This window comes from Methylobacterium sp. A49B (assembly GCF_053346215.1).
On record NZ_JBKFBO010000117.1, the window covers coordinates 207,192 to 223,715 of the forward strand.

At 67.7% G+C, this 16,524-nt stretch carries 17 protein-coding genes and 1 tRNA gene; 15 read left to right on the top strand and 3 right to left on the bottom strand.

Annotated elements, in window-relative coordinates; translation table 11 throughout:
* Nucleotides 1–212 precede the first annotated feature (212 nt).
* A tRNA-Met gene (locus ACLBX9_RS22220) sits at nucleotides 213–289 on the bottom strand.
* A 242-nt stretch (nucleotides 290–531) separates the two neighbouring features.
* Between ACLBX9_RS22220 and ACLBX9_RS22225 the strand changes: the two genes are divergently transcribed.
* The 8 genes from ACLBX9_RS22225 to guaA all read left to right on the top strand — a co-directional run bounded on the left by ACLBX9_RS22225 (nucleotide 532) and on the right by guaA (nucleotide 7,362).
* Nucleotides 532–972: a CHRD domain-containing protein gene (locus tag ACLBX9_RS22225; protein ID WP_447720454.1), complete on the top strand. Its 441-nt coding sequence runs from the start codon at nucleotides 532–534 to the stop codon at nucleotides 970–972.
* A 65-nt stretch (nucleotides 973–1,037) separates the two neighbouring features.
* Nucleotides 1,038–1,376: a hypothetical protein gene (locus ACLBX9_RS22230; protein ID WP_447720455.1), complete on the top strand. Its 339-nt coding sequence runs from the start codon at nucleotides 1,038–1,040 to the stop codon at nucleotides 1,374–1,376.
* A gap of 125 nt (nucleotides 1,377–1,501) precedes the next feature.
* Nucleotides 1,502–2,407: an aldo/keto reductase gene (locus ACLBX9_RS22235; RefSeq protein ID WP_447720456.1), complete on the top strand. Its 906-nt coding sequence runs from the start codon at nucleotides 1,502–1,504 to the stop codon at nucleotides 2,405–2,407.
* Nucleotides 2,397–3,140 (top strand): NADPH-dependent F420 reductase, encoded by a 744-nt coding sequence (locus ACLBX9_RS22240; protein ID WP_447720457.1) that lies wholly within the window; start codon nucleotides 2,397–2,399, stop codon nucleotides 3,138–3,140. Before ACLBX9_RS22235 ends, ACLBX9_RS22240 begins: the two co-directional genes overlap by 11 nt.
* 107 nt (nucleotides 3,141–3,247) lie before the next feature.
* Nucleotides 3,248–4,612 carry an NTP/NDP exchange transporter gene (locus tag ACLBX9_RS22245; protein WP_447720458.1) on the top strand — a complete coding sequence of 455 codons (1,365 nt, stop codon included), beginning with the start codon at nucleotides 3,248–3,250 and terminating at the stop codon, nucleotides 4,610–4,612.
* 270 nt (nucleotides 4,613–4,882) lie between these two features.
* The gene (locus tag ACLBX9_RS22250; protein ID WP_447720459.1) at nucleotides 4,883–5,284 is read left to right on the top strand and encodes a hypothetical protein; all 402 of its coding nucleotides are present in this window, start codon (nucleotides 4,883–4,885) and stop codon (nucleotides 5,282–5,284) included.
* Nucleotides 5,281–5,700 carry a hypothetical protein gene (locus tag ACLBX9_RS22255; RefSeq protein WP_010682089.1) on the top strand — a complete coding sequence of 140 codons (420 nt, stop codon included), beginning with the start codon at nucleotides 5,281–5,283 and terminating at the stop codon, nucleotides 5,698–5,700. Before ACLBX9_RS22250 ends, ACLBX9_RS22255 begins: the two co-directional genes overlap by 4 nt.
* Nucleotides 5,701–5,805: 105 nt before the next feature.
* Complete coding sequence (guaA, locus tag ACLBX9_RS22260; protein WP_447720460.1) at nucleotides 5,806–7,362, top strand: glutamine-hydrolyzing GMP synthase; 1,557 nt, start codon at nucleotides 5,806–5,808, stop codon at nucleotides 7,360–7,362.
* A 179-nt stretch (nucleotides 7,363–7,541) separates the two neighbouring features.
* Here guaA and ACLBX9_RS22265 read toward each other — a convergent pair whose 3' ends face one another.
* Both ACLBX9_RS22265 and tsaA read right to left on the bottom strand, forming a co-directional pair.
* Nucleotides 7,542–8,234 (bottom strand): SGNH/GDSL hydrolase family protein, encoded by a 693-nt coding sequence (locus tag ACLBX9_RS22265; RefSeq protein ID WP_447720461.1) that lies wholly within the window; start codon nucleotides 8,232–8,234, stop codon nucleotides 7,542–7,544.
* The gene (tsaA, locus tag ACLBX9_RS22270) at nucleotides 8,231–8,728 is read right to left on the bottom strand and encodes a tRNA (N6-threonylcarbamoyladenosine(37)-N6)-methyltransferase TrmO (protein WP_447720462.1); all 498 of its coding nucleotides are present in this window, start codon (nucleotides 8,726–8,728) and stop codon (nucleotides 8,231–8,233) included. The genes ACLBX9_RS22265 and tsaA overlap by 4 nt, the downstream gene beginning before the upstream one ends.
* 135 nt (nucleotides 8,729–8,863) lie before the next feature.
* On the opposite strand from tsaA, the gene ACLBX9_RS22275 reads away from it, so the two are divergent.
* The 7 genes from ACLBX9_RS22275 (at nucleotide 8,864) to ACLBX9_RS22305 (ending at nucleotide 16,403) form a co-directional block, all read left to right on the top strand.
* Entirely contained in the window at nucleotides 8,864–10,357 is a 1,494-nt protein-coding gene (locus ACLBX9_RS22275; protein WP_447720463.1) for an AMP nucleosidase, read from the top strand.
* Nucleotides 10,358–10,612: 255 nt separating this feature from the next.
* Entirely contained in the window at nucleotides 10,613–11,134 is a 522-nt protein-coding gene (locus ACLBX9_RS22280; protein WP_447720464.1) for a hypothetical protein, read from the top strand.
* Nucleotides 11,135–11,385: 251 nt separating this feature from the next.
* Entirely contained in the window at nucleotides 11,386–12,684 is a 1,299-nt protein-coding gene (locus ACLBX9_RS22285) for an SLC13 family permease (protein ID WP_447720465.1), read from the top strand.
* A gap of 129 nt (nucleotides 12,685–12,813) precedes the next feature.
* Nucleotides 12,814–13,215, top strand: coding sequence for a succinate dehydrogenase, cytochrome b556 subunit (sdhC, locus tag ACLBX9_RS22290; protein WP_039892184.1), 402 nt, complete (start codon nucleotides 12,814–12,816; stop codon nucleotides 13,213–13,215).
* Nucleotides 13,216–13,225: 10 nt separating this feature from the next.
* A complete protein-coding gene (gene sdhD, locus ACLBX9_RS22295) occupies nucleotides 13,226–13,645 on the top strand; it encodes a succinate dehydrogenase, hydrophobic membrane anchor protein (RefSeq protein ID WP_447720466.1) in 420 nt (139 codons plus the stop codon).
* A gap of 31 nt (nucleotides 13,646–13,676) precedes the next feature.
* The gene (sdhA, locus tag ACLBX9_RS22300; RefSeq protein ID WP_010682080.1) at nucleotides 13,677–15,494 is read left to right on the top strand and encodes a succinate dehydrogenase flavoprotein subunit; all 1,818 of its coding nucleotides are present in this window, start codon (nucleotides 13,677–13,679) and stop codon (nucleotides 15,492–15,494) included.
* A gap of 84 nt (nucleotides 15,495–15,578) precedes the next feature.
* Complete coding sequence (locus tag ACLBX9_RS22305) at nucleotides 15,579–16,403, top strand: succinate dehydrogenase iron-sulfur subunit (RefSeq protein ID WP_447720467.1); 825 nt, start codon at nucleotides 15,579–15,581, stop codon at nucleotides 16,401–16,403.
* Nucleotides 16,404–16,524 lie beyond the last annotated feature (121 nt).

The following is a 16,524-nucleotide window of genomic DNA, read 5'->3' on the forward strand; positions in this document are numbered from 1 at the left end:
GGGACGCGCTTCGAGCGCTTCGCTAAGCTGATCAAGAGAGTTCAAAGGCGGGTTCGATGCACTGCTGTGCCAATCGCGTCGCCGGGCAGCCAACGCAGAGTTGCAACGTACTGTAATACCACACTCGGTGTTGCAGCGTGTTGCGAGCCGTGTCGGACACATTACGGGCAATGAAAAACCCGCCAAGTCATTGACAGGGCGGGCAGAACCGATGGTAGCGAGGGAGGGATTTGAACCCCCGACACAAGGATTATGATTCCTCTGCTCTAACCAGCTGAGCTACCCCGCCCCAAGCGGCATCCGCCCCGGGAGGACGGCTTGTCGCGAGGCCGCGGTATAGGAAGACGGGGTGCGGGGTGTCAACGGTCCGTTGCCGGCCGGACGCAGAATCCCGTGACCGGCATGCTGAAACATGGTCGCAACTGTCAGTCCGAACGGGGTGATCGCAAGATCGTACCATGTCCGATCCGGTACGCGCCGCTATCTTGACCCAAGGGCCCGGAACGAGGGCCGGCAGACCCGGAGTGTTCGATGACCCGCAGTGCCAGCATCCGCTTCGCAGTCCTGCTCGCCGTCGCGGCAGCACCCCTCGCCGGCGCGCCGGCATTCGCGGCCGACAAGACCTACCGGGCGGCGCTGACCGGGAGCAGCGAGGTGCCACCGACACAATCGCAGGGCACCGGCGAGGTCACCGCGACCTTCGACCCGGCCAGCAAACGCCTCAGCTGGAAAGGTACCTACAGCGGACTCACCGGCCCTGTTACGGCGGCCCATTTTCATGGCCCCGCCAAGGCGGGCGAGAACGCGGGCGTGCTGGTGCCCGTGACTGCCGCCAGCAGCCCGTTCTCCGGCGAGGCCATGCTGGACGACGCAAAGGCGGCCGATCTGGAAGGAGGCCGGCTCTACTTCAACATCCACACCGCGGCCAATCCCAAGGGTGAGATCCGCGGCCAAGTCGAGCCGGCGCGCTGAGCCGGCGCCTCGACGGGCAGTCTTCGTCCGGTTAGGCGGGGAGCCCCACCTGCCGGAGCCTTCGGATGAAGCAGATCGAGGCCATCATCGCCTGGACACCCCGTCGCTGGGCAGAGTTGAAACCGGAGACCGCCGGTCAGGTGGCGGTGCTGCCGGCACCCGACGAGGCCGGCGCGGCCAAGCGCTACATGATGCGCGCGGGCGCCAGTTCGTCCGCGCTCGCCGCCCTCTCGGAGGAGGCGCGGATTGCGCGCCTGTTCATCGATTTCCAGACGCTCGTGGTCCGCGACGGCATCGATCCGCAGGTTGTGCACCGCGCCTTCCTGGCGATCGACGAGTACCGCTTCCGCATCGCCCCCGACACCGAGGGTGCCGAATTCGAGGATCCGCCGGAGGAGGACTGAGCCGTTCCGCCAGTCCATGGAATGCCGCGGGACCGGGGGCCTCGCGCAAGCGTGAGAATAACGAATACACTTCCTGCAGTCGCCGCCCTATCTCCCCGTCGTCCTGACTTCGCCGGAGGCCGGCCATGTCCGTATCCCGTCGCGCCGTGATCGCCGCAGCGGCCCTGATGCCCGCCGCGGGCCGCTTGGCGCGGGCCGCCGAACCTCTGATCCGCCGGCCGATCCCATCGACCGGGGAGATGCTTCCGGCGATCGGCATCGGCACCTCCCGGCGCTACGAGGTTGAAGCCACGCCCGACAAGGTCGCACCCCTCAAGGAGGCCGTGCAGACCTTCGTCGCGCTGGGCGGCACAGTGATCGATACCGCGCCGAGCTACGGGACCGCTGAGGACGTGCTCGGGGTCATCCTGGCGGAGACGGGCCTGCGCCAGAAGATCTTCCTCGCCAGCAAGGTCGACACGACGGGCCGGGATCAGACCCGGGCGGAGTTTGAACGGTCGCTGAAGCGGATGATGGTCGACACACTGGATCTCGTGGCGGCCCACAACCTGATCGATGTGGACGACAACCTCGCGGTGCTGCGCGATCTGAAGGGCGAGAAACGGATCCGCTATGTCGGAGTCACAGTGTGGCGCGACAAACAGCTCGACGCTTTGGAAGCGGTCATGAAGCGCGAGACCCTCGACTTCATCCAGGTGAACTACGCCATCGATAACCGTGCCGCCGCCGAGCGCGTGCTTCCGCTCGCCGCCGACCGGGGGGTGGCGGTCATGACGAACGTGCCCTTCGGCCGCGACCGCCTGTTCAAGGCCGTGCAGGGCAAGGAGCTGCCCGCCGTCGCCAAGGATCTCGGCTGCGCGACCTGGCCGCAGTTCTTTCTCAAGTACGTGCTCGGCAACCCGGCCGTGACCTGCCCGATCCCCGGCATGGCCAAGGCTTCCTACGTTGAGGACAATCTCGGCGCCGCCCAGGGCAGGCTCCCGGATCCGGCGCAGCGCAGGCAGATGGAGGCTTTCATCGATGCGGTCTGATCACACCACGCGCCGCTCGGCGCTCGCCCTGGCGGCCGGGTTGTCCCTGGCGGCCGCCATGCCGGCCCTGGCGCAGGACGGCGCCAGGAAGATCCGGATCGGGGTAATCGGGGCCGGAAATATCGGCGGCACGGTCGGCACCCTCTGGGTCAAGGACGGCCATGAGGTAATGTTCGCCTCGCGGCATCCGGAGACCTTGGCCCCGATGGTCTCGGAACTCGGGCCGAAGGCGAAGGCCGGTACGCCCGAGGAGGCGATCAGGTTCGGCGATGCCGTGTTCATCGCCGTGCCCTACAAGGCCTATCCGGATCTCGCGAAGGAGATCGGCCCGTCGCTGAAGGGCAAGATCGTGCTCGACGCCGGCAATGCCACGCAGAAGCGTGACGGGGCCCTCTACGACGAAGTGCAGGCGAACGGTCTTGGGCTCACGTCCGCGAAGTATTTCCCTGGCGCAAAGCTCGTCCGGGCCTTCAGCTCAGCCAACTACAAAGTGTTCGCGAAGGAGGGCGCCAATGGCGGGCGCGACCGCACCGGCGGCCGGATGGCGATCCCGATCGCCGGCGACGATCCTGCGGCGCTCCGGGTCGCCGAGGAACTCGTCCGTGATGCCGGGTTCGATCCGGTCGTGATCGGCTCTCTCAAGGATGCCGATAAGGTCGCCATCGGTGCTCCGGCCTTCGGACAGAACGTCACCGCGTCGGAGCTGCGCGAGAAGCTCGGACTAGCGAATTAGAGGCATGGGCGCGGCAGGCCCTGCGCTCGATCAGGCCGGTCGAGACGCCGCGCCGTCGAGACGCCGTGTCGGCCGACGGCACGGGAACGCTCCGTTGAGATCTCTCCATGCCTGAGCCCGCAAGAGCTGGTGGCCCACTGGCGCGCTTGATCGGCGTTCAGCCCGGGGAAGGTCGGGCCCTCGCATGGTCCTGGGCCTACATCTTCTCGATCCTCGCCGCCTACTACGTCCTGCGTCCGATCCGCGACCAGATGGGCGTCGCGGGCGGCATCGAGAACCTGCCGTGGCTATTCACAGCCACGCTGGTGGGCATGCTCAGCCTCAACCTGCCCTTCGCCTATCTGGTGAAGCGGATGCCGCGGGCGCGTTTCGTGCCCATCACCTATCGGTTCTTCGCGGCCAACATCCTCGCCTTCGCGCTGACGCTTTACCTCGCGCCGCCCGAGTGGGGCGTGTGGATCGGGCGCGTCTTCTTCGTCTGGCTGTCGATCTTCAACCTGTTCGTCGTATCGATCTTCTGGGCAACGATCGTCGACGTGTTCTCGAACGCCCAGGGCAAGCGCCTGTTCGGCTTCATCGCGGCCGGCGCCACGGTGGGCGCGATCGCCGGTTCGGCCACAACCGCGCTGCTCGCCAAGAATGTTCCAACCTGGGGGCTGATGCTCTGCGCAGTGGTGTTGCTGGAGGTCGCGGTCTTCTGCATGCGCGGGCTGGCGGCCCTGTCGACCCGACTGCACGAGGTTCCGGGGAACAGCCCGACCGCGGAGGACGGGCAGGACCGGACGATCGGCGGCAGCGTGCTCGCCGGCGTGACCCGTACGCTGGCGTCCCCCTACCTTCTCAACATCTCCCTGTTTTTGCTGCTGTTTTCGGTGACGTCCACCTTCCTGTACTTCGAGCAGGCGGGCATCGCGAAGCGCAGCTTCCCGGACCGGGGCGCTCAGACCGCCTTCTTCGCCAGCGTCGACCTTGCGGTGAACGTGCTGACCCTCGGCATCCAGCTCTTCCTCACCGGGCGGATCGTGAAGCGACTCGGCGTCGCCATGACCCTCGCGATCCTGCCGGCCTTCAGTATCCTCGGCTTCGCGGCGCTCGCGGCCTGGCCGACGATCGGCGTCATCGTGGCCTTTCAGGTCCTGCGCCGGGCCGGGAACTTCGCCATCGCGCGGCCCGTCCGGGAGGTTCTGTTCACCGTGGTCCCGCGGGAGGACCGCTACAAGGCCAAGAGCTTTATCGACACGGTGGTGTATCGGCTGGGCGATCAGGTCGGCGCGTGGTCGTTCACCGGCATCCAGACTATCGGCCTCGGCAGCGCGAGCATCGCCGGCGCGGCGATCCCGCTGTCGCTGGCGTGGTTGGTGAACAGCGTCTGGCTCGGCCGCGCTCAGGAGCGCCGACGGATCGCGCAGGACTGCGAGACGGGCGACGACACCGGCCGGGTGCACGGCGGCGTCATCGTTGGGCGAAGGTAGCAGCGCGCCGTCCGCCCGCCGCCGCCAGCGCGAGGCCGTCGACCTACCGGTGCTTCATGAAATCCCAGATCAGGAAGGCCGGAAAGGGGAGCATGATGGCGAAGAAGATCCAGTCGAACATCTGAGGCATGGGGCAGTCCTTCTCACGGTCCGCCTTGGGTTCTACCGGCGCGGCAGCTCGAAGTTCCGAAACGGCCACCGTCCCGCCCGTTAAGACGCGGTTTACCCTGTGCGCTGAGGGTTCGGGCTCGGTCGTGTCGGGAGAGCAGGATGGCGGGGTCCTCGACGGGGCGGCGGTGGCGCCGGCACGGCGGCTGTCTGCTGGCCCTGCTCATCCCGCTGCTCACAGCGCCCCTTCAGGCGTCCGCGCAGGAGGCCCTCTTCATCCGGATCCGGCCGCTCCCCGACGCCGAAGCCGCGCGCGTCGCCCGGGAGATGCTCTGGGCACGCCGGCAGGCTCATGCCCGCGCGGTCATCGAATCCGTCTGCACCGGCTGCCTCGGCGCCTGGAAGGCCGAGGCCCCACCGCCCACGGCTGCGCCGCCCGCACCCGCAGAAGCCCGTGAGGCGCAGATTGCGAACCTCGCGGTGCCGATAGGGGTTGAACTCGACCCCAGTGCCGGGGCATCCGACGAGCATCCCGATCCATCGCCTTCCGAGGTGCATCCATGACGCAAGCGCATCCGACCAGCGGCGCCGAGCCCGAAGTCGATTGTCCGGTGACCCTCGAGGTTCTCGGCTCCGTGTATCGGGCCGACGATTTCGATCTGCCGCTGATCCTCGAGCAGATCCCGCCGCTCAAGCGTGCGCAGCTCGCCGCCTACCTGTACGGCAAGAGCCACATGCACAAACTCGGCCTCAAGGTCGCCCGCTCCTGCGAGCGCGACGACCTCATCCGCGTCGCCGGCGAGATCGGATCGGTGATCCACGGCCAGGCTCACCTGAAGCCGTCCCGGCCGGCGCCGGAGGCCGCGCCGCAGCTGCGCGCGAAGACGCCGCCAGGGCAGAAGAAGGTGAGCCTCGCCGGCGCGGCACCGAAGCCCGCGATCAGCCTGGGCGGTTCGGCCAAGGTCCGGAATTTCGACTGAACGGCCACCGACCCGGGGGTTGCGGTGCGCACCTTGCGTTGCGATCCCCAGCCCGGCGCGGGCCAGCGCGTTGCGCGCGTCCCGGCCATCGGATAATCGCCCGCGATGAACACCGACCACGACAAGATCCTGATCGTCGATTTCGGCTCTCAGGTGACCCAGCTCATCGCCCGCCGGGTGCGGGAGGAGGGCGTCTATTGCGAGATCGTGCCCTTCACGAAGGCCGAGGCCGCGTTCCGCGAGCAGCGGCCGAAGGGCGTGATCCTCTCCGGCGGCCCCGAGTCGGTGACGGTGGAGGCCTCGCCCCGGGCGCCCCAGCTGGTCTTCGATTCCGGTGTCCCGGTCTTCGGCATCTGCTACGGCCAGCAGACCATGGCGGCGCAGCTCGGCGGAGCGGTCGAGGGCGGCCACCATGCGGAATTCGGGCGGGCCGAGGTCGAGATCCTGGCCGATTGCCCGCTGTTCAACGGCGTCTGGCATAAGGGCGAGAAGTACCCGGTCTGGATGAGCCACGGCGACCGGGTCACCAAGCTGCCCGACGGCTTCACCACCGTGGCGATCTCGAAGAACGCGCCCTTCGCGGCGGTGGCGGACGAGGCGCGCAACTACTACGCGGTCCAGTTCCACCCGGAGGTGGCGCACACGCCCCACGGCGCCCTGCTGATCCGCAATTTCGTCCGCGACGTCGCCGGATGCTCAGGCGACTGGACCATGGGCGCCTATCGCGAGGAGGCGATCGCCAAGATCCGCGAGCAGGTCGGCGCGGAAAAGGTGATCTGCGGGTTGTCCGGCGGCGTCGATTCCGCCGTCGCGGCCGTGCTGATCCACGAGGCGATCGGCGACCAGCTCACCTGCGTGTTCGTCGATCACGGGCTCCTGCGGCTCGGCGAAGCCGAGCAGGTCGTGGCCCTGTTCCGCGACCACTACAACATCCCGCTGGTTCACGTGGAAGCCTCGGGCATGTTCCTCTCGGCGCTCGAGGGGGTCAGTGACCCGGAGGTGAAGCGCAAGACCATCGGACGCCTGTTCATCGACGTATTCGAGGCCGAAGCGAAGAAGATCGGCGGGGCGGCGTTCCTCGCGCAGGGCACGCTCTATCCGGACGTGATCGAGAGCGTGTCGTTCACAGGTGGCCCCTCGGTGACGATCAAGAGCCACCACAACGTCGGCGGGCTGCCCGAGCGCATGAACATGAAGCTCGTGGAGCCGCTGCGCGAGCTGTTCAAGGACGAGGTCCGGGTACTGGGCAAGGAACTGGGCCTGCCCGAGGGTTTCGTCGGCCGCCATCCGTTTCCCGGTCCGGGTTTGGCGATCCGCTGTCCCGGCACGATCACGGCCGAGAAGCTGGAAGCCCTGCGCAAGGCCGACGCGATCTACCTAGACGAGATCAGGCAGGCCGGGCTCTACGACACGATCTGGCAGGCCTTCGCGGTGATCCTGCCGGTGAAGACCGTGGGCGTGATGGGCGACGGCCGCACCTACGACCACGTCTGCGCGCTCCGGGCCGTGACCTCGGTGGACGGCATGACGGCCGATTTCTACCCGTTCGACATGGCCTTCCTCGGCCGGGTCGCCACCCGCATCATCAACGAGGTGAAGGGTATCAATCGGGTGACCTACGACATCACCTCGAAGCCCCCCGGCACGATCGAGTGGGAGTGAGCCGGCCTCCGGACCGATCTTCATCCGAGTGCTGCGCCGTCATCGCGAGCGCGGCGAAGCGACCCCGTGCAGCGCGACGTCGGAAGACGTGGCGCCCCTGAATTGCTTCACTTGGTCCGCGAAGCCAACGAGGGTTCGCGAAGCCAACGAGGGCGGCAGAGCCCGCGTCGCGGGCGCTGTCATGGTGCACACAGGGCTGGTTCAAGCGCCTGCAGGGCCGGCCGAAACGCAGCCAGGTGCAGCCCGTCGCGCAAGGCACCGGGCTTAGCATAGCCGGTATCGCCATCGCGCAGCGCCGCGAACGGATCCGCGAAGGTGCAGCCGAGACGTCCGCAGAGGTTCTCAAGCCGCCGCGAATAATCCGCCACCGCGCCTGCCTCGACGAGCTTGCCGATCTCCCGGCCGACCGGGGGCAGGGCGGTCACGACGACCCGGGGGCTCAAGTCCTGGAGCCGCCTGATGATCGCCTCGGCAGATGCTTCGAACTGCTCCGTGGGCTTCGTCAGTTGCGGATTGTTCTTCACTAGGATGTCGTTGGTCCCGATCGTGAGGGCGGCCAAGCGCGGGCGGGTCTTGAAGGTCAGGCGCTTCAGGTAGTCGGCATAGTTGCCCGCCGTCGCCCCGCTGACGCCGCCGTTGACCAGATCCAGACCGCACGGGCGCTGGCCGCCGGGCTGCAGTTCCACCTGAGAATCGCCGGCCCAGAACACGTATTCGGGTGGCGCCTCGTCGAGGCTCACCTGCACGGCGATTAGGCGCATGTCCGCGTAGGCGCGCGCGTCGGCCCCGGGCCGGTGGAGGCGCCATCCGGCGAGGCCGCCGAGCGCCAGCAGGACTAGGCCGACGACGAGCAAAAGAGTGAGGCGCTTCACGAAGCGGCACCAGCGCGATCGACCTGGGCGTCAGGCCGCGAATCCGTCGATGCGTAATAGGGCTTGATGTCGAGGAGCGGCGTGCCGTCGATGCAGTCGAGGCCGCGAACCTTCAGAACCGCGCCGTCGCGGCCGACCAGTTCCACCACCGAGAGGGCGATCGGGTTCGGCCGCGCGGGCGAGCGGAGCGAGAAGGTCCCGCGCGGCCCATCGGCGTGACGCGGGTGCTGGACGACGAGGCCGCGGGTCGCCCGGTCCATCCAGTAGAGCAGGATCAGGTGCGTGCAGCCGGTCACGGTACGCAGGCCGGGGGCGAAGGCGGGGTCGACCTCGACGCTGCAGACCGCGTCGGTTTGGAGGCCGTTCTTCGGACAATCCGAGCGCGTTTGCCACGGCGTGCGCAGCCGGCCGATGAAGTAAAGGCCGGCGTCGTAGCGCTCCGGCAGAGCCGCCACCTCTTCGCCGGGACGGATCCCGAACTCGCCCGCGCCCATGCCGCCTCGCTCCGGTTCGGCGGGCTTGTCGACCAAGCGCCCGGCGCCCGCAAGCCCACATGGCACGCGCAGCAGGCCTGCATCTCGCTCCCCGGCGGCCGCAGGTGTAGATCCGCCGCCAGCGACGGAGGCGACATGATCGAGCGTGAATTGCGGCCGATGCAGGCGGTGGCCGATGCCGGGACCGCCATCGACCGCTTGGTCGAACTCTACGACCACGCGGCTGGCGCTCTGCGAACCGCGCTGGAACGCTACCTCGCGGGCGGCCCGCCGCCGGACGCGACCGAACGGCTGGCCTTCCGCTATCCCGAGCTGCGCGTCAGCTACCGGCCGGACGGACCGCTGCCCCGAGTGCGGCGCGCCACCGCCAAGCTCCAGGCCGCCGGTACCTACGCGACGACAATCACTCATCCAGGCTTCTTCCGCGACTACCTCACCCGGCAGTTGGAGCCACTCATCGCCGATTACGGCGTGGCTCTCGAAATTGGCCTGAGCGCGCAGGAGATCCCCTATCCCTACGTGCTGGAGGCCGGGCTCGATGCCCGCGGCCGGGCCGTCGACGGCGCGGAGCTCGCCACGTACTTCCCGGTTCCGCTCCTGTCGCTTGTCGGCGACGAGATCGCCGACGGGACGTTCGCTCAAGCCGACGGCGAGCCGCTGCCTCTGGCGCTGTTCGATGCGGTGCGGGTCGATTACTCGCTGCGGCGGCTGGTTCATTACACGGGCTGCGACTGGCGGGACGTCCAGCCCTGGATCCTGCTCACCAACTACCACCGCTACGTCGACCAGTTCGTGCGCCACGGCCTGGAACGGCTCGCCTCCGATGAGGAAGGCTTCGAGCGGCTGGTCCTTCCGGGCGGCGTCTCTGTGACGCGCGCGGAGGCCGCGGATGCCGATCCCGCGGCCGTGATTGCCGCCTCGCCGTGGCACCGGCACCAGATGCCGGCCTATCACCTCGTCGCCCGCGGTGCGGACGGGACGCTGCAGGGCACGACGCTCGTCAACATCGGCGTCGGTCCCTCGAACGCCAAGACGATCACCGACCACCTCGCGGTGCTTCGCCCGGATTGCTGGCTGATGGTCGGGCATTGCGGCGGTCTTCGTCAGTCCCAGACCATCGGTGACTACGTCCTCGCCCACGCCTACCTGCGCCGGGACCGGATTCTCGACGAACTGGTTCCACCGGATGTGCCGGTGCCGGCGCTGGCCGAGGTGCAGGTCGCTCTGCAAAGCGCAGCCGCCGCGGTGACGGGCGAGCACGCTGACGCCCTGAAGCAGCGCCTGCGGACGGGTACGGTCGTCACCTATGACGACAGGAACTGGGAGTTGCGCTTCAGCCAGGAGCGGCGCCGGATCAATCAGTCGCGCGCGGTCGCGGTCGACATGGAGAGCGGCACCGTCGCGGCTCAGGGATTTCGGCTGCGCGTGCCCTACGGAGCCCTGCTCTGCGTTTCCGACAAGCCGCTCCACGGCGAGATCAAGCTCCCGGGCGCCGCGAACGCGTTCTACGACCGGGCGGTCTCGGAGCATCTGCGGGTCGGCCTGGCGGCACTGGACGGTCTGCGCGCCGACCGTCACGGACTGCATTCGCGCAAACTGCGGAGCTTCGACGAGCCACCGTTCCGCTGAGCGGGTTCGACCGGGGCGGCCATCGTTCCCGCGACGAGGACCGGCGACACGTCCAGGATCTGAGCGAATGACGTCGTCGGCCGCCGCCGCGACTCTGCGCAACGGTGCCGACGCCCTGATTCCTGCCGTCGGCGGTCGATGGGACAGCGGTCACAGCGACCGACTGCCACGCCGCCTCTTCGCGCTCACGCTTGGAAACCTTGTCAGCGAGGCGTGTTTGGAAAGTCAGATCCCTCTCAAGATTTGGACTTTCCGATGAAGCGTTTAGCGATTGCATCGACGGCCCTTCTGGCCGCCGCAATGTTCCTGCCCGGCAGTGCGGATGCCCGCGGTTTCGGCGGTGGCGGGTTCCATGGCGGTGGCTTCGGTGGCTTCCACGGCGGCGGTTTCGGTGGTAGCGGTTTCCGCGGAGGCGGGCTGGGTGGCGCCCGTGTCGGCGGCCTCGGCGGCGGCTTCCGTGGAGCCGGCCTCGGCGCCGGCGGCGTGGCGGGAACCGGCGTCGGCGGTCTCCGCACCGGCGGATTCAACAACGCAGGACGGGGCGGCGTCGGTCGGGCGGGTGTGATCGGCAACCGCGGCTTCGCGGGTCGTGGCTTCGCCGGACGCGGGTATGGCCGCGGTTACGGTCGCGGCTTCGGTTACGGGCTCGCCGGTGTCGGACTGGGTCTCGGCGTCGGCTACGGCCTTGGCGGCTTCGGCTACGACAATTGCGCCGATGGTTTCGGTTACGGTGGCTACGATCCGGCATATTGCAACCTCTACGGCTACGGCTACTGAGCCGGGAAGTCGCTTCGTCCCTTTCACAGGATCGGCACTGAGAAAGGCTCGGTCGCGGACGCGGCCGGGCCTGCTCCGTTGGGCCGCAGCGATGCTGGGGGCGAGGGGCAGTGCCGCTGGCGCATGCCACACACCTGGACGCGTTCCTTCGTCATGCGCGAAGGCACTATCAAGAACATCCGAATTGCGAACCGTGCCAATCCGGCCAGGATGCGGGGCATCCGTAAAGGGCGCGGCGTCGGGAGGTCCGGGTGAGCGGGGAGGCTGTGGTTCCGGCGACGGCGGTCCTGCTGGTGGTCTGCATGGGCCTCTGGGCCACGGCGCTGCTACCGGAAGTGGTCACGGCCCTAGCCTTCTTCGGCCTAGCGATGTTGCTGCGGCTGGGCAGTGCCGGAACGGTCTTCTCGGGATTCGCGACTTCGGCCTTCTGGCTGGTCCTGTCCGGGATGATCGTGGGCCAGGGGATGACGCGCACAGGGCTGGGCGCCCGCATGGCGCGCGCGCTGGCTATGCGCCTGTCTGGCTCCTACGGACGCTTCATCGCCGGCCTCGTGACGCTGAGTTTCCTGATCGCCTTCGTCATGCCGTCGAATCTCGGGCGCATCGCCCTGATGATTCCCATAACGCTGGCGCTCTGCGATGCCTTCGGCCTGACGGCTGGTCGTCCGGGGCGCACGGGCGCCGTGCTGGCGGTCGGTGTCGCAACGCCGATCCTGTCCGCCGCCATCCTGCCGGCGAACGTGCCGAATCTCGTCATGGCGGGCTCAGCCGAGCGGTTGCTCGGCCTTCACCTCTCGTACCTGTTCTACTTCGTGCTGCACGCGCCGGTGCTCGCGGTCGTCAAGGGTGCGATGCTGGTGGCCCTGATCCTTCGACTATTCCCGGACCGGCTGTCATCGGCCGCCCCAACTCTGCCGGCGCTTCCGCCGATCTCGGCCGCCGAGCGGCGCCTCGCCGTCATTCTCGCCTGCACGCTCGCGCTCTGGATGACCGACAGCCTGCACGGTCTCGCACCGGCATGGGTCGGGCTGGCGGCGGCGGTAATCTGCCTGCTGCCGAGGATCGGGGTGCTGCAGCCGGAGGCCTTTCAGCAGGTGAACCTGCGAACCTGCTTCTACATCGCGGCGCTCCTCGGCCTCGTCGCCCTCGTCAACGAGACCGGACTCGGCGAGCGACTGGGCCACATCCTGCTGGCGGTCGCGCCCCTGACGCCCGGCGCGGACGCGGCGAATTTCGCGGTGCTCGCCGGACTCGGCACGGTGCTGACGCTCCTCGTCACCGCCAACGGCGCGCCGGCGCTCTATACCGGCCTCGCAGGCGAGATGACGGAGGCTAGCGGCCTGTCACCACTCGCGGTCGTCTCGCTTCAGGTGATCGGTTACTCGACCGTGTTCTTCCCCTACCAAGCGCCGCCGATCGTGTTCGCCAGCGAACTCGGTGGCGTGCGGCTTCGGGATGCCACACGCCTGACGCTGAGCTTCGGGCTGCTGTCACTCCTGGCAGCGCCGCTGGACTACGCCTGGTGGCGGATCCTGGGGCAACTGAAGTGACAGATTCTCGATAGTGTCGCCCAGCTTGTCACATTGCGTTGCAGCATGACGCATTGCGGCTTGCTCCCGTAGCCACTAGCGCTACCAGATTAGAGACGGTCCAGTTCGCAGCTGCGAGGCTTCAACCCGATGGCACCCACCGCTCGCCCGACAGTGGCACAGCCCATGTCGCCGCATCTCCAGATCTATCGCTGGACCTGGACGATGGCGATGTCGGTGTTTCACCGCGTCACCGGCACGGCCCTCTACGGAGGGACTGCGCTGGTCGCGATCTGGCTCGTCGCACTGGCTTCGGGACCGGTGGCCTATTCTTACGTGGCCGGCTTCTTCGGCTCCCTGTTCGGGCGGCTGATCCTGTTCGTCTACACGTGGATCCTCATGCACCACATGCTCGGCGGTCTGCGCCATCTGGCCTGGGACTTTGGGATCGGCTTCGATCGGGAGAAGCGGCTTGCCATGTCCCGCCTGACGCTCATCGGGTCGGTGGCGCTCACCCTCGTCATCTGGGCGGTCGCCCTTCTGGTTCGCTGAGGAGGTCGGCATGGCCAAGGAACAGGTCCGCCAGGACACCAGCGTCTCCATCCGCACGCCGCGGGCCCGCGTCCGCGGTCTGGGCGTCGCCCATCACGGCGTCAGCCATTGGTGGCTGCAGCGAATCACCGCAGTGACCAACACTGTGCTGATGCTGTCCTTCGTGGTCATCATCGCCCGGATGGCCGGGCGCGGCTATGCGGATGCAGTCCACGTCCTCGCGAACCCTTTCGTCTCGATCATCCTCATCCTGGCGTTCCTGTCGGTGACCCTCCACATGCGCATCGGCATGCAGGTGATCATTGAGGATTACGTGCACGCGCAGGCGACCAAGATCGCCGCCGTGTTCGCCAACAACGTCTACGCGGTCCTGGTGGCCGTGGCCTGCGTCTACGCGGTCCTGCGGATCGGCTTCGGACAGCCGGCCTGAACCCGCATCAACGAATCTCGAGGAGCCGATTATGGCCGCCAACGGCACGAACGGCAGCGGGCCTGCCTACACGATCCACGATCACGCCTTCGACGTGGTAATCGTCGGCGCGGGCGGCGCGGGCCTGCGCGCCACCGTCGGCTGCTCTGAGGCCGGCCTGCGCACAGCCTGCATCACCAAGGTGTTCCCGACCCGCTCGCACACCGTCGCGGCACAGGGCGGCATCTCGGCGTCCCTCGGCAACATGGGCCCGGACGACTGGCGCTGGCACATGTACGACACCGTGAAGGGGTCGGACTGGCTCGGCGACCAGGACGCCATCGAGTACCTCGTGCGCAACGCGCCCGCCGCGGTCTACGAGCTGGAGCACTGGGGCGTGCCCTTCTCCCGCACGGAGGAAGGCAAGATCTACCAGCGCCCGTTCGGCGGCATGACCACCGATTACGGCAAGGGCACCGCCCAGCGCACCTGCGCGGCGGCCGACCGAACCGGCCACGCCATGCTGCACACCCTCTATGGGCAGGCAGTGAAGAACCAGACCGACTTCTTCATCGAGTACTTCGCCCTCGACCTGATCATGGACGACGAGGGCCGCTGCCGCGGCGTCATCGCCCTCGATCAGGCCACCGGCGAGATCCACCGCTTCCGCGCCCAGATGACCATCCTGGCGACCGGCGGCTACGGGCGCGCCTATTTCTCGGCGACCTCCGCCCATACCTGCACGGGCGACGGCAACGCCATGGTGCTGCGCGCCGGCCTGCCGCTGCAGGACATGGAGTTTGTGCAGTTCCACCCGACCGGCATCTACGGCGCGGGCTGCCTGATCACCGAAGGCTCCCGCGGCGAGGGCGGCTATCTGACGAATTCCGAGGGCGAGCGCTTCATGGAGCGCTACGCGCCGTCGGCCAAGGACCTCGCCTCGCGCGACGTGGTCTCACGCTCCATGACCATGGAGATCCGCGACGGCCGCGGCGTGGGCAAGAACAAGGATCACATCTACCTGCACCTCGACCATCTCGACCCGAAGATCCTGCACGAGCGCCTGCCCGGCATCTCGGAATCGGCGCGGATCTTCGCGGGCGTCGACGTGACCAAGGAGCCGATCCCGGTCATCCCGACCGTCCACTACAACATGGGCGGCATCCCCACGAACTATCACGGCGAAGTGCTGACGCTCCGCGATGGCAACCCCGACACGGTGGTTCCCGGCCTGATGGCGATCGGCGAGGCGGCCTGCGTTTCCGTCCACGGCGCCAACCGTCTGGGCTCCAACTCGCTGATCGACCTCGTCGTCTTCGGCCGCGCCGCCGGCAAGCGCTGCGCCGAGATCGTCGAGCCGAACGGCCGGGCCATGGAGCTGCCGAAGGGCGCGACCGACAAGGCCTTGGAGCGTCTCGACCGCTTCCGCAATGCCAACGGCTCGACGCCGACCGCGGAGTTGCGCGCCGAGATGCAGAAGACCATGCAGAACAACTGCGCGGTGTTCCGCACCGGCGAGGTTCTGGAGGAGGGCAAGGGCCTGATCCACAAGGTCTGGAACGCCGCCGCCGACGTGAAGGTCACTGACCGCTCGCTGGTCTGGAACACCGACCTCCTGGAGACCCTGGAGTTCGACAACCTGATCGGCCAGGCGGTCGTCACGATGGAGTCGGCCGCGAACCGCACGGAATCTCGCGGCGCTCACGCCCGCGAGGACTTCCCGGACCGGGACGATAAGGACTGGATGAAGCACACCTTGTCCTGGCTCGACGAGGGCCAGCACCAAGTGGTCATCGATTACCGCCCGGTGCACACCTACACGATGTCGAACGAGATCCAGTACATCGAGCCGAAGGCGCGAGTGTACTGATCTTAAATCCCGAGTCATGCGCGCAGTCGCCGGTCCCGGCCGTGCGACTGCCCCATTCTGCTCCAGCGGAAGCTGACGATCATCATGGCCCAGTTCAATCTTCCGAAGAACTCGCAGATCACGCCGGGCAAGTCCTGGCCGGCGCCGCCCGGCGCCAATAGCTTGCAGACCTTCAAGATCTATCGCTGGAACCCCGATGACGGGGCCAATCCGCGGATCGACACCTACCAGGTCGACCGCGAGGATTGCGGTCCGATGGTCCTCGACGCGCTGCTGTGGATCAAGAACAAGGTCGATTCGACCCTGGTCTTCCGCCGGTCCTGCCGCGAAGGTATTTGCGGCTCCTGCGCGATGAACATCGAGGGCCAGAATGCGCTCGCCTGCACGATGGGCATTGACGAGTGCAAGAGCCCCGACAACGCGCTGCCGGTCTTGACCCGCAAGGACAAGGACGGCGCGATCCGGATCTACCCGCTGCCGCACATGCCGGTCCTCAAGGACCTCGTGCCGGACCTCACGAATTTCTACGCGCAGCACGCGGCGATCGAGCCCTGGCTGCAGACCGAGACGCCGGCGCCCGAGAAGGAGTGGCGCCAGACGCCTGAGGACCGCTCGCGGCTCGACGGGCTTTACGAGTGCATCCTGTGCGCCTGCTGCAGCACCTCGTGCCCGAGCTACTGGTGGAACGGCGACAAGTTCCTCGGTCCGGCCGCGCTGCTTCAGGCCTATCGTTGGCTAATCGATTCCCGCGACGAGAACACCGGTCACCGCCTCGACGGTCTGCACGACCCGTTCCGGCTCTACCGCTGCCACACGATCATGAACTGCGCCAACACCTGCCCGAAGAACCTGAACCCGGCGAAGGCGATCGCCGAGATCAAGAAGATGATGGTCGAGCGCACGCTTTGATCGCATCCCGGTGAGGCCTTCCGGTCACACCCGGGGGAAAAGGCCCGGCTCTTCGCACCGGTTTTGTTTGCGGAGGGAGCGGCCGCCTTGCGGTCAGCGCATTTGGATCGGAGTCAGGCGG